Source organism: Elstera litoralis, from assembly GCF_000963705.1.
Classification (GTDB): domain Bacteria; phylum Pseudomonadota; class Alphaproteobacteria; order Elsterales; family Elsteraceae; genus Elstera; species Elstera litoralis.
Genome location: NZ_LAJY01000042.1, coordinates 1 through 11,958, shown reverse-complemented (window position 1 = coordinate 11,958; position 11,958 = coordinate 1). Strand labels below are relative to the sequence as shown.

The 11,958-nt window shown below is 64.8% G+C and carries 17 protein-coding genes and 1 pseudogene; 9 read left to right on the top strand and 9 right to left on the bottom strand.

The genetic code is table 11. From position 1 onward, the window contains the following. The 8 genes from VZ95_RS26570 to VZ95_RS22675 all read left to right on the top strand — a co-directional run. Positions 1 to 205, top strand: a 205-nt coding sequence (locus tag VZ95_RS26570) for an SbtR family transcriptional regulator (protein ID WP_456297669.1), incomplete at its 5' end; no start/stop codon positions are given. Positions 206 to 279: 74 nt separating this feature from the next. Beyond that, positions 280 to 1,290 (top strand): tRNA dihydrouridine(20/20a) synthase DusA, encoded by a 1,011-nt coding sequence (dusA, locus tag VZ95_RS02540; RefSeq protein ID WP_045774479.1) that lies wholly within the window; start codon positions 280 to 282, stop codon positions 1,288 to 1,290. A 7-nt stretch (positions 1,291 to 1,297) separates the two neighbouring features. Further along, positions 1,298 to 2,371 (top strand): microcin C ABC transporter permease YejB, encoded by a 1,074-nt coding sequence (locus VZ95_RS02535; protein WP_045774478.1) that lies wholly within the window; start codon positions 1,298 to 1,300, stop codon positions 2,369 to 2,371. Further along, positions 2,371 to 3,390 carry an ABC transporter permease gene (locus VZ95_RS02530; RefSeq protein WP_045774477.1) on the top strand — a complete coding sequence of 340 codons (1,020 nt, stop codon included), beginning with the start codon at positions 2,371 to 2,373 and terminating at the stop codon, positions 3,388 to 3,390. The genes VZ95_RS02535 and VZ95_RS02530 overlap by 1 nt, the downstream gene beginning before the upstream one ends. Continuing rightward, positions 3,387 to 4,970, top strand: a complete 1,584-nt coding sequence (locus VZ95_RS27865) for an ABC transporter ATP-binding protein (RefSeq protein WP_045774476.1) — start codon at positions 3,387 to 3,389, stop codon at positions 4,968 to 4,970. The genes VZ95_RS02530 and VZ95_RS27865 overlap by 4 nt, the downstream gene beginning before the upstream one ends. Before the next feature lie 75 nt (positions 4,971 to 5,045). Further along, positions 5,046 to 5,930 carry a DMT family transporter gene (locus VZ95_RS02520; protein WP_045774475.1) on the top strand — a complete coding sequence of 295 codons (885 nt, stop codon included), beginning with the start codon at positions 5,046 to 5,048 and terminating at the stop codon, positions 5,928 to 5,930. Between the two features lie 44 nt (positions 5,931 to 5,974). Then, positions 5,975 to 6,499, top strand: coding sequence for an EamA family transporter (locus tag VZ95_RS02515; protein ID WP_052711423.1), 525 nt, complete (start codon positions 5,975 to 5,977; stop codon positions 6,497 to 6,499). Next, positions 6,442 to 6,864: a DMT family transporter gene (locus VZ95_RS22675; RefSeq protein ID WP_198148048.1), complete on the top strand. Its 423-nt coding sequence runs from the start codon at positions 6,442 to 6,444 to the stop codon at positions 6,862 to 6,864. Before VZ95_RS02515 ends, VZ95_RS22675 begins: the two co-directional genes overlap by 58 nt. Before the next feature lie 20 nt (positions 6,865 to 6,884). Here the strand turns inward: VZ95_RS22675 and VZ95_RS21455 are convergent, their stop codons facing one another. Next, on the bottom strand, positions 6,885 to 7,238 hold the full coding sequence (locus VZ95_RS21455) for a ribbon-helix-helix domain-containing protein (RefSeq protein ID WP_084627536.1): 354 nt from the start codon (positions 7,236 to 7,238) through the stop codon (positions 6,885 to 6,887). Between the two features lie 70 nt (positions 7,239 to 7,308). Further along, positions 7,309 to 7,662 carry a hypothetical protein gene (locus VZ95_RS02500; RefSeq protein ID WP_045774473.1) on the bottom strand — a complete coding sequence of 118 codons (354 nt, stop codon included), beginning with the start codon at positions 7,660 to 7,662 and terminating at the stop codon, positions 7,309 to 7,311. On the opposite strand from VZ95_RS02500, the gene VZ95_RS23765 reads away from it, so the two are divergent. Beyond that, positions 7,661 to 7,798 (top strand): hypothetical protein, encoded by a 138-nt coding sequence (locus VZ95_RS23765; protein ID WP_156994980.1) that lies wholly within the window; start codon positions 7,661 to 7,663, stop codon positions 7,796 to 7,798. The genes VZ95_RS02500 and VZ95_RS23765 overlap by 2 nt on opposite strands. A 74-nt stretch (positions 7,799 to 7,872) precedes the next feature. Here the strand turns inward: VZ95_RS23765 and VZ95_RS02495 are convergent, their stop codons facing one another. The 7 genes and pseudogenes from VZ95_RS02495 to VZ95_RS02475 all read right to left on the bottom strand — a co-directional run. Then, entirely contained in the window at positions 7,873 to 8,649 is a 777-nt protein-coding gene (locus VZ95_RS02495; protein ID WP_045774472.1) for a heme ABC transporter ATP-binding protein, read from the bottom strand. Then, positions 8,646 to 8,954, bottom strand: a pseudogene (locus VZ95_RS27860) (iron chelate uptake ABC transporter family permease subunit); the annotation flags it as partial. The pseudogene VZ95_RS27860 and the gene VZ95_RS02495, both read right to left, overlap by 4 nt. A gap of 43 nt (positions 8,955 to 8,997) precedes the next feature. Then, the gene (locus VZ95_RS02490) at positions 8,998 to 9,651 is read right to left on the bottom strand and encodes a FecCD family ABC transporter permease (RefSeq protein WP_198148047.1); all 654 of its coding nucleotides are present in this window, start codon (positions 9,649 to 9,651) and stop codon (positions 8,998 to 9,000) included. 55 nt (positions 9,652 to 9,706) lie between these two features. After that, a complete protein-coding gene (locus VZ95_RS27855; protein WP_198148046.1) occupies positions 9,707 to 10,081 on the bottom strand; it encodes an ABC transporter substrate-binding protein in 375 nt (124 codons plus the stop codon). Next, complete coding sequence (locus VZ95_RS27850) at positions 10,038 to 10,604, bottom strand: heme/hemin ABC transporter substrate-binding protein (RefSeq protein ID WP_052711420.1); 567 nt, start codon at positions 10,602 to 10,604, stop codon at positions 10,038 to 10,040. Before VZ95_RS27850 ends, VZ95_RS27855 begins: the two co-directional genes overlap by 44 nt. Next, positions 10,564 to 11,652, bottom strand: a complete 1,089-nt coding sequence (locus VZ95_RS02480; protein WP_045774471.1) for a hemin-degrading factor — start codon at positions 11,650 to 11,652, stop codon at positions 10,564 to 10,566. The genes VZ95_RS27850 and VZ95_RS02480 overlap by 41 nt, the downstream gene beginning before the upstream one ends. Before the next feature lie 23 nt (positions 11,653 to 11,675). Beyond that, on the bottom strand, positions 11,676 to 11,958 hold a 283-nt coding region (locus tag VZ95_RS02475; protein WP_045774470.1), incomplete at its 5' end, for an energy transducer TonB.

Genomic DNA, 11,958 nt, shown 5'->3' with positions numbered 1-11,958 from the left:
GACAGCGCTGCTCGAAGCGGCCGTTGCGGCGAGAGAGATTCGAGGGGATATTGATCCTTATGACCTCCTGCGTGTGATCGGCAACCTATCGTTAACGAGCGGTAGCGATGGCGGGGCACATGCTGAACGTATGCTGAACCTGCTGATTGACGGGCTGCGACATGGGGCAACCCCTTCAGCAAAAGCGCCTGAGCGCCCGGACTAACGATTCGGCAAACGCCAAGCGCCCCTATATCGCGCCTCTAGCCAATCCCTTAACGCCCGTGGCATACAGGAAGCATGACCAGCACCCCGCCCTTGCCGATCCCTGATTTCCGCACGCCGCTGAGCGTTGCGCCGATGATCGATTGGACGGATCGGCATTTTCGCTTTTTCCTGCGCCGCATCACGCGGCGCTCGCGGCTCTATACCGAGATGATTACCAGCGCGGCGCTGAAATATGGCGATAAGGCGCGGCATTTGGATTTCGACGCGGCCGAACACCCCATTGCCCTGCAACTGGGCGGCTCTGATCCGCAAGAACTGGCGGAAGCCGCGCGGATGGGAGCCGATTGGGGCTATGACGAGATCAATCTGAACGTTGGATGCCCGTCCGACCGGGTCCAATCGGGCAAGTTTGGCGCATGCCTGATGGCCGAGCCCGAGCTTGTTGCCCGCTGCGTCGAGGCGATGGCGCGGGCGGTGCCGCTGCCGGTGACGGTCAAGCATCGCCTCGCCATCGATGAGATGGACGAGGAAGAAACGGTGTTTCGCTTCGTCTCGATTGTCCGCGAGGCCGGGTGCCAGCGCTTCATCGTCCACGCCCGCAAAGCCTGGCTGAAGGGCTTGAGCCCGAAGGAAAACCGCGACGTGCCGCCGTTGCGTTACGAGCTGGTGCACGCGCTGAAAGACCGTTTCCCTGACCTCGACCTCTCGCTGAACGGCGGCATTCGGAGCTTGGACGAGGCGGCGGCACATCTGCCCCATCTCGACGGCGTGATGATCGGGCGGCTGGCCTATGAAGACCCGTGGAGCTTTGCCGAGGCGGATCGGCGCTTCTTCGGCGACGCTTACGCCCCGGAAAGCCGCGCCGCCGTGGTCCAGGCGATGCTACCCTATATCGAGCGGCGGATGGGCGAGGGCGTGCCGCTGAAAGCCATCACCCGCCATATGCTCACCCTGTTCAAGGGGCAGCCCGGCGGGCGGGCGTGGCGGCGATATTTGTCGGAAGTGGCGCATCGCCCCGGTGCGGGGCCGGAGGTGGTGGACGCCGCGCTGCGCATGACCGAACCTTCTTCCTTGGCGGCCTAGCCCTCCGATGCTCGGCTATATCCTGCGCCGACTGTTGCTGATGATCCCGACCTTGTTCGGGATTCTGCTGGTTAATTTCCTCGTCATCCAAGCCGCGCCGGGCGGGCCGGTGGAGCGCACGATTGCGGCCTTCCAAGGGCGCGGCGGCGGCGATATGGACCGTTTGGGCGGGGGCGGCTCGGAAACCTTGAATTCCGATCCGCAGAAGCGCGGCACCAATATTTCCCCGGAGCTTCTGGCCGAAATCAAAGCGCTCTATGGGTTCGACAAGCCGCCGATGGAGCGGTTTGTCACCATGATCGGGAATTATCTTCAGTTCGATTTCGGCAAGAGCTTCTTCCGCGACCGCAGCGTTATCGATCTGGTCATCGATAAGCTGCCCGTCTCGCTGTCCCTGGGGCTCTGGACGCTGCTGCTGACCTATGGCGTCTCCATCCCGCTCGGCATCGCCAAAGCGGTGCGCGACGGCAGCCGCTTCGACGTGATAACGAGCGTCGCCGTGATCGTCGGTTATGCCGTACCCGCCTTTCTGTTTGCGGTGCTGCTGATCGTGCTGTTCGCGGGCGGCTCGTTCCTGTCGATCTTCCCCTTGCGCGGCCTTGTTTCCGATAATTGGGAAAGCCTGTCGCTCGGCGGGAAGATTCTTGATTACTTCTGGCATCTCGCCTTACCGCTTACGGCGATGCTGATCGGCGGCTTTGCCAGCCTGACGCTGCTGACCAAAAATAGCTTCATCGATGAAATCGGCAAAGCCTATGTGCTGACGGCGCGGGCCAAGGGCTTGCGGGAAAATCAGGTGCTCTACGGCCACGTCTTCCGCAATGCCATGTTGCTGGTGATTGCCGGGTTTCCGGCGGCTTTCATTGCGACGCTCTTCACCTCCTCCCTGCTGATCGAGGTGATTTTCTCGCTCGATGGCTTGGGGTTGCTCGGGTTCGAGGCCACCACCAGCCGCGATTATCCGGTGATGTTCGGCACGCTCTACGCTTTCACCCTGCTCGGGCTGTTGCTGCAACTGCTGGGGGATCTGGTCTTCACCTGGATCGATCCGCGCATCGATTTTAACCGGCGGGAGGGGTAATGCGCCCGATCACCCGCCGCCGCCTGCTCGCGTTCAAAGCCAACCGCCGGGGCTTTTGGTCCTTATGGATTTTCCTGGCGATTTTTCTACTGTCCCTGGGCGCGGATCTGATCGCCAACGATAAGCCGCTGCTGGTTCGCTACGATGGCGGCTGGTACGTGCCGGTGGTCAAGGTCTATGCCGAAACCACTTTCGGCGGCGATTTCCCGACCGAAGCCGATTACCGCGCCCCAGAGGTGCAGGCCTTGATCCAGGAAAAAGGCTGGATGCTCTGGCCGCTGGTGCCCTACCGCTACGATACTGTGATTGAAGACCTCGACCGTCCCGCGCCCGTCCCGCCGAACCGGCAGCAGTGGTTGGGGACTGACGATCAAGCGCGCGATTTGGTGGCGCGGCTGCTCTATGGGCTTCGCGTGTCGTTGCTGTTCGGTTTGATTCTCGCCAGTGTCAGCGCCGTCATCGGCATCGCGGCGGGGGCCGTGCAGGGCTATTATGGCGGGCTGACCGATCTGCTGTTCCAGCGCTTCATCGAAGTCTGGAGCGGTTTGCCGGTGCTTTACTTGCTCATCCTGCTGTCCAGCCTCGTCCAGCCCGGTTTCTGGTGGCTGCTGGGCACGATGATGCTGTTCAGTTGGATTGCCCTGGTCGGCGTGGTGCGGGCGGAGGTGCTGCGCACGCGCAATTTCGATTACGTCCGCGCCGCCCGCGCGCTCGGGGTCGGCGACGGCGCGATTCTACGCCGTCATGTGCTGCCGAACGCGATGGTGGCGACCGTTACCTTTCTGCCGTTTTTGCTGAATAGCGCCATTGGCGTGCTCACGAGCTTGGATTTCCTCGGCTTTGGCCTGCCACCCGGCTCGCCGTCGCTGGGGGAGATGCTGGCCCAGGGCAAGAATAATCTGCACGCGCCCTGGTTGGGGATTACCGCCTTTCTCAGCCTCGCGGTGATTATGACACTGCTGGTGTTCATCGGCGAGGCGGTGCGCGACGCTTTCGATCCGCGCCGGGGCTTGCGATGAGCGACGCGTTGCTGGCGGTGAAAGACCTCGCCATCACCTTCAACCCGCCCGGCGGCACCCCGGTTGCGGCGATGCGGGGGCTTAGTTTTTCGCTCCACAAAGGCGAAACCCTGGTGCTGGTGGGGGAAAGCGGCTCGGGCAAATCGGCCTCGGCTTTGGCCATTCCGCGCCTGCTGCCGAAGGGGACGGATGTTTCCGGCTCCATCCGTTTTCTCGGCCAAGAGCTGACCCAGGCCAGCGAGGCCGATCTCCGGGCGTTGCGGGGCAACCGCATCGGCATGATTTTTCAAGAACCGATGACGGCGCTGAACCCGCTGCATCGCGTCGGCGACCAGATCGCCGAGACCTTGCGCCTGCATCGCGGTCTCAGCCAAACCGAGGCGCGCGCCCGCGTGCTGGCGCTGATGGCCGAAGTGGGGATCGACCGGGCGGAGGAGCGTTTATCGGCCTTCCCGCATCAGCTTTCCGGCGGGCAGCGCCAGCGCGTGATGATTGCGGCGGCCCTTGCGTGCGACCCGGCCTTGCTGATCGCCGACGAGCCGACGACCGCGCTCGACGTGACCCTGCAAGCGCAAACCCTGGCGCTGCTAAAACGCATCCAGGCCGAACGCGGTTTGGGAATTCTGTTCATCACCCATGATTTTGGCGTCGTGCGGCGTATGGCCGATACGCTGGCGGTGCTGCGGCGCGGGGAATGCGTTGAAATTGGCCCCGCCGCTCAAGTTCTCACCCAGCCCCAGGCGGCCTATACGCGCGAACTTTTGGCCGCCGAACCCTCGGGCCGTCCTGCGCCGGTGTCCGATACCGCGCCGATTGTGCTGGAGGGGCGGGATCTCTCGATCCGCTTCGGCGTCCGGCGCTGGTGGGGCGGGCAGGCAGCGGGGCATATCGCCGTCGATAACGTGTCGCTGTCTTTACGCGCCGGGGAAACTTTGGGCATCGTCGGCGAAAGCGGCTCGGGCAAATCCACCCTCGGGCTGCGGCTGTTGCGCCTCTTGCGCGGCGGTGGCCAGGTAACACTGCTCGGGCAGGATTTGGACGCGCTGCCACGCCCGGCCCTGCGCGCGGCGCGGCGGCAGTTGCAGGTGGTGTTTCAAGATCCGTTCGGCTCGCTCTCGCCGCGCCTCTCGGTTGGGGAAATCATCGGCGAAGGGCTAACGGTGCATCGCGACGGGCGCGACCCGGCGGCGGCGATTGCCGAGGCTTTGGCCGATGTCGGGCTCGATCCCGCGATGGCAGACCGTTATCCGCACGAGTTTTCCGGCGGGCAACGCCAGCGCATTGCGCTTGCGCGCGCGCTGATCCTGCGCCCCCAGGTGCTGATCCTCGACGAGCCGACCAGCGCGCTCGACCGCTCCTTGCAGGGCCAGTTGATCGATCTGCTGCGCAAGTTGCAGGCGACGCGCGGCCTCGCCTATCTCTTCATCAGCCACGATCTTGCGGTCGTCCGCGCGCTTAGCCACCGGCTGATTGTGCTGAAAGACGGTAAGATCGTGGAGACCGGCGCGACCGAGACGGTGCTAACGCAGCCGCAGAACCTCTACACTCAAGCCCTGCTCGCTGCCGCCGATTTAAAGTAGCGGTTGAGAAAAACTTGAGGGACCCTGTCTAAAACCCCGCGTGACCCCGGGGGTTTCCCGACGCATGCTAGGCCCATGTGGATTATCGTTACCCTCGCCGCCGCTTTCTTCCAATGCGTGCGCACCTTCCGGCAGCGGGCCTTAAAAGGGCTGCTGAGCACCAATGGCGCGAATTTCGTGCGCTATATCTATGGCGCGCCCCTGGCCTTGGCGGCGCTCGCGCTGTTGCTGGCGACCAGCGGGGAAAGTTTGCCGGCGGTGCCGGGCGGCTTCTGGGTTTCGGCGATCTTGGGCGGGCTTGCGCAGATTCTGGCGACCTCGGCGCTTCTCTTGGCCATCACGCGCGATAGTTTTGCGGTCGGCACCGCCCTGTCGAAAACCGAAGCGCTGCAAGCCGCCATCATCGCCGCGCTGTTTTTCGGTGAGCATGTCGGCTGGGGCGGGGCTTTGGCGATTGCGGCGGGGTTCGGCGGCGTCGCGCTCCTGACACTGAAAAGCTTGAGCTTGCGGGCGTTAACGGGTAGCGGCGGGGTTTATGGGCTGATCTCCGGCTTCTTCTTCGGCTGGTCGTCGATGTTCATTCGCGATGCCGCGCTGGCGGTGCCGACCGATCTACCCCTGTTAGCGGCGCTGGTGACGCTGGCCGCGGTCACGTCGCTGCAAACCCTGATGCTGGGGGCGTGGTTGTTGGTGCGCGAGCCGGGGATGGTGGCGAAGGTTTTACGCGCGTGGCGGGTTTGTGCGCCGGTGGCGATCCTGTCGATTATCGGATCGGCCTGTTGGTTTTTGGCCTTCACCCTGCAAAAGGCCGCCTATGTGCGCGCCCTGGGGCAGGCGGAACTGGTGTTCACGGTTGTCGCCTCCACATTCCTGCTGCGTGAAAAATTTGGGTTCCGGGAAGCTTTGGGAACCTTCATCATCACCGGATCGATTGTCGCCTTATTGACGTTAACCCGGTAAAAAAAGCGCCGCTGAAGGCCGCCGGGGGAGAGAGTTCACCCCCGATGGCTATCCCTATTCCGTCCGTTAAAACCGCCTCTGTTGATGCGCTTATTGCCCTGGCGGCGGGGCCTGCCTTGGGGGCGGTTGGGTTGATCTTCAACCGCGCCTCGCCGCTCGGCCCCTCGGCGACCGCCGGGTGGCGCATGCTGTTTTCGCTACTGCTGACGGGCTGGAAGATCCGCAGCCTGCCGCCGCGCCCGCTGTGGGGCTGGATGGGGCTCGCGGGGATTTTCTACGCCGCCGATCTCGCGCTTTGGTATGGGGCGATTATGCGCACCAGTCTGATGAGTGCGACGCTGATTATCAATATCTACCCCGCCATTGTGGCGCTGCTCGCCTGGCCGCTGCTGGGGGAGAAGCCGACGCGGCGGCTGATGCTGGGGCTGGCGCTTACCCTCGGCGGCGGCGCGGTGGTCGCGCTGCGCCCGCAAGCGGCGGGGGCAGCGCCTTTACGCCGGAGGATGCCTATGTGGGCGCGATCCTTACCTTCTGCGCCGCTTTTGTTTATGCGGGCTATACGGTGGTGACGAGCCGGGTGACGGGGGAGCTCAGCAGTACGACGGCGACCTTCTGGACTAATCTCATCGCCCTGCCGATTCTGTTCGCGATTGCTTTTGTCAGCGGCGAGGCGATCCGGATTACCGGCTGGGCCGCGCTATGGCCCGTGTTGGGGCTGGCCGTCTTCGGCGGTGTGGCGCAACTGAGCTTCGCCTACGCCTTGCAGCGCCTGCCAGCGGCTTTTGCGGCGATGGGCAGCCATCTTTCGCTGATCTTTACTGGGCTGGTCGGCTGGGCCGTCTATAGCGAGCCGATTACCGTGGAGCATCTCATCGGCGGCACACTGATTATCGGCGGGCTGATCTGGGCGCGGGAGCGGCGGAAGGTTGCTTAAGCGCGCCGACGCTCGGTTGTCTAAGCGCGCTGACGTTCAGGCGGCGTCGCGCGCGGCGGGCGAATCGCACTATCGAGCCAGTGGGTTGGCGGCGCGGCGCTGTCCAGGGCGGCGGCGCGGAAGAATTTGAGAATGACGACCCGCACTGCCGAGGTGAGCGACGATTGCTGGCGGTAGAGGTCGATGTCCGTCATCACCTGTGGAAGGCTGCGCCCCGTTAGCCGGGTGATGGTCTCCAGCGCGTCCCACATTTCGGGCTCAAGCCGTAAGGACGTGCGCCGAGTACCGATGCGCACCGTTTGGCAGCGCAAGGTTGAGTCGGAAAGCAAGGGCGATGCCCGGCGAGGCGGGCGCGTATCCGGATGCGTAGGCATATCTCCATATTCTATACCGTATGGAAATATGCAACCCCTTTGATATGTAGTGCCGCAGATTTTAGAAAAGTTAGAAAGTGAGGCTTACTTTCTGGCCATCCGACAGGTTGCACTCACCGAAACCGCCGCCGAACGGCCCTGCTGCGGCCTGGGCGAAAGTGAGCGTGCAGGTGAGCGTGCGCGCTTGACTGCCGAGCAGTAGGGCCTGGCCTTTGGAGCCATATTCCGTGCGCGGGCCATAGTCGTAATAATCATCGTCGGGATAATAAAACCGCCCGCGCCAGATAACGGGCGGGCGATAGACCGGGCGCTGCGGGTAGGTCGTCCGGGTTTCTTGAATAAGATTGCCGGTGAATTTTTCGCCACCGGGAAGAATGGCGCTGAGTTGTACGGCGCCCTCGCCGGGGTAATGGCTGGCGGTCATGGTAAAAACGCTCGCCCTGGCGTCCGTCCTGACCGATCAGGGCGGCGTCCAGAGTGCGGAACTGCGGTTGCGGCGGTGTGCAGGCGGCCAGTGCCACCAGCGCCCCAGCCAAACCCGCGCGCGCGACAAGCGTTAGCATTTCTTAAAACTCCTCCAAGCCTTCCCGCGAAGGCTCTCCCTATCTAGGCTTAGATCAGGCTTGCGGCAAGATTATGCCGCCGACACCAATAGCCGCCCGGTATCCGGATGACGCAGGACCGAGACGGGCGTGTCATAGGCTTCCGAGAGGGCCGCCGCGTCGATCACCGCGCCAATCGGCCCGGCGCGCAGCAGATGGCCTCGGTGCAGCAGCAGCGCGGCATCGGCCACGCGCGCGGCGAGGGTCAGATCGTGCAGAATGGCGACCACGGTAACTTTCTCCTGGACCGCAAGATCCCGCGCCGCCGTGAGAATCGCAATCTGATGCTTGAGGTCGAGCGCGGCGGTGGCCTCGTCGAGCAGTAGCACGCGCGGCGGGGCCTCGCCCGGCGGATACCAAAGCTGCGCCAGCGCGCGTGCGAACTGCACCCGCTGTTGCTCTCCCCCCGACAGGCTCGCGTAAGGGCGATTCCACAGCGCTTCCAGGTGAAGCTGACGGCACACGGCGGCCAGGGCCATACGGTCGAGGGCACTGCTGGTATGGGGCAAGCGTCCGAGGGCCACCACTTCTTCGACTGTGAAGGGGAAGGCCAGATGGGTGGCTTGCGGCACGAGCGCGCGGTGACAGGCGAGGTCTTGCGCCGACCAGGCGGACAAGGGCTGCTCGAACCAAGTGATCGTTCCTGAGGTTGGCGGACGGTCGCCGCCAAGGAGCGTCAGCAGGCTCGATTTCCCCGCGCCGTTCGCGCCCAGCACCGCCGTCACCGTCCCCGGCGTGAGCGTGAAGGACAGATCGCGCAGAATGGCCTTACCGCTTAAGCTGAGGCCGAGGTTCTGGGCCTGGATCATACAATCTCCCCGCCGCGTTTGCGCAGCAGCAGCCACATAAAAAAGCCGCCGCCGATCAGATTGGTCAGCAGCCCAACCGGCAGTTCCGCCGGGGCCAGCAGCGTGCGCGCGCCGATATCGGCCAGCACCAGCAGCGCGGCACCGATCAGCATCGATCCCGGCAGCACGAAGCGGTGGCCCGCCCCTAAGAGCATCCGCGCCAGATGGGGGGCGAGCAGTCCGAGAAACCCGATCACGCCGCAAAAGGCGGTGGCGGCGCCAACGCCGAGCGCGGCGGCGATGACGAGCCGCAGGCGCAGCCGCCCCGACCCGAACCCCCCAAATGCGCCGCCTCGCGCTCCCCCAAGGCTAAGGCATCGAGCTTGCGCGCCTGGTCAGTAGCCCGCCGAGGGAGAGCAGCGCGGCGGGAAGCACCCAGCTCACGCCGCGCCAGCCGCCGCTGGCGACACTGCCGAGCGACCAATAGGTGATATCGCGCATCTGCCGGTCGTCAGAGAGGTAGGTCATGAACCCGACCCCGGCCATTGTGATGACGGTCATGGCAAGGCCCGCCAGCAGCAACCCGGCAACGCTGGAGGCGCGGACGGTCCCGCTTTGAAAGCGCTGGGCCAGCAGCAGCGTCGCCCCGGTCGCCAGCAGGCTCCCGATGAAGGCGGCGAGCGGCACCAAGGCCGGTCCGGCGAAGAGGGGAAACCGCCCGCCAAAGACAATCGCCGCGACTGCTGCCAAGGCCGCCCCGCTGGAAACGCCGATCAACCCCGGATCGGCCAGCGGATTGCGGAATAACCCCTGCATCGCTGCGCCCGCGCCCGCCAGACACGCGCCAACGAGGGCGGCCAGCAGCGTGCGGGGAATGCGAATCGCCTGCAAAACCAGAGCGGCGCGCTCGTCGGCGACAGGATCGAGCAGCGCGCGCAGCACCTGCCAGGGGGAGAGTTTCACTGCGCCAATCCCCAAGGACAGAATTAGCAGCAGCGCCAGCAGCAGGACCAATCCCAGCATCAGGCTGGTCGTCGCAATTTTCCCGCAGGCATGGGCAGAGCGAGGCTCGCGTCGGTCATGGTAAGGAAGCCAGCTTCGGCAGCCCGGCGGTTGGATGCAGGGCACGGGCGAGATCGAGCGTGGCCTCGCCCAGGCGGGGACCGAAGCCGAGGAGGAAAAGGGCATCGCGAACGATAATCCGCCCGGTTTTTCCTGCGGGTGTGAGCGATAGATCGGGGTGCTTGGTCAGCGCCTCAATCCCCCCGAGGGCCGCGACCACGTGGCTGGCGGTTAGAATGAAATCGGGGGCGGCGGCCAGCACCGCTTCGGGGGTGAGCGGCTTATAGCCGGTGAAACCGCGCACCGCGTTTTGCCCGCCCGCAAGCTCGATCATCGTTCCGGCGGAGCTATTCTCGCCCGCGACCACGAGGCCGCGCGCAGCGCTGAGCACGAACAGCACTTTCGGGCGGTCTTTTGATGGGAGCGAGCGCGGCCCGAACGGCGGTAAGATCGCGGCGGACGGCGTCTTGCAGCTTGGCGGCTTCCGGGGTTTTGCCAAGCGCGTCGCCGATTTGGCCGATGCGGGTCAGCACCGCCTCTTCCGTGAAGCCATCGGCCAGCGCCAGCACGGGAATCCCGGCGGTTTTGATCTGCGCCAGAATCGGCGGTGGCCCGGCTTCGGCGGCGGCGATCACCAGCGTCGGATTGAGCGACACGACGCCTTCCGCCGACAGATTGCGAACGTAGCCGATGCTGGTCAGACTCTGCGCTTCGGGCGGGAAAAGGCTGGTGGTATCGGTGCCGATCAAGCCTTTTTGCGCGCCCAAGGCATAGACGATCTCGGTGGCGGTGCCGCCCGCCGAGACGATCCGGGGCTCGGCGCGACCGCGGGCAGGGCGATCAGCCCCGCCAGCAGCGGCAGAAGGGCGCGTCTCATTGCGCGCCCAGGGTCGCAGCGCCCGCGACCAGGGCACGCCACGCCGGGTCTTCCGCTTGGCCGGGCTTACGCTTGCCGAACAGTGAAGCGACGATGGTTTCCGAGGCATCGAACAGTTCGAGCGAGGTGATGGTGCCATCGTCGGTCGGCTTATAAACAACCCAGGCGTGGGTAATCGCCGGCTCCAGAATATGCAGATTGAAGGCGGGATCGAGCACATTGAACCAGGGGCCGGTCGCCAGCAGTTTCGTCACCGGGCCGGTATGAATCTGAATGATCCCCGGATTGCCAACGAAGACCATGATCGGCGTTTCGGCACTGGCGGCGGCTTCCAGCACGGCGCGCAGGCTGAGCGGGGCGACGGGCCGCGCGCGTGCTTCCCCAGCGAGGCGCAAGGCCTGCTGGCGGGCGAGCTTGAAGCGCATCAGCAGCCCGTGAAACTCATGGGTATCTTTCAGCCCATCCCATCCGGCGACGAAACCGGCTTGATCGATGGCGCTATCGGCCAGCGGGGTTTTGGCCGGGGCTAAGGCTTCCAGGGCCAGCGGGGCCGGGTCGGCCAGGACGAAGGCAGCGACGAGGGCTTCGAAGGCTGCAAGATCGCTGCCCTCGACCAAATAAATCTTATGCAGCGCACCACCCGCTTTATCGAAGAAATGCAGACTATTGCGGTCGCCGCGCGGGCTGCTTTCGGTCACGGCGACGGCGTGTGCCCAGGCCCAAAGGAAAATGCGTAAGTCGATTTCATCGCCCAAGACTAGCCCGACCATCCCGTCAAAGGAGGGGGCGTTATAGGGGCCGGTTTTCTCGTGAACGATACTCTCGTTGCGCGTCAGCGCCATCACGGGGCCAAGGCTGGGGACGCGCCCCAGAATATCTTTGAACTCCGGGCGCAGGCGCGCGGTGACGGCCCCATCGCCGCCCGCCAGCAGCAGTTCCAGTTCCGAAACGCCCAAACGGTCGGCGGCGCTGCGGCGGCGCAAGCCGGTTTCTTGCGCGAGAAGCTCGGCATGGCGCGCCGCGAGCGTGTCTAACCCGAGGGGGCTTGCGGTCGGGCTGGCGGAGGGGGTGACAATGGCGGTCATAACGAGGCTCCTTGCGGGAAAGATCAATTCAGCGTGAAACGGATAGGCACTTGCACCCAGGCGGCGAAGGCAACGCCATCGCGCCGGTAGGGCTCGAACCGCCAGCGGCGGACCGTGGCGAGGGCGGCGCGGTCCAGCAACTCGAAGCCGGAACTGCGCCACAGCAGCACCTCTTCTTGATCGCCGTCCGGGCCGACGCGGACGCGCACGAGGGCTTCCCCCTGTTGGTCGAGCGCGGCGGCGCGGGGCGGGTAGGTGGGCTTAGTTGGCGGTTCGCGAAATGCGGCTCGGTAATCACCGGCACGG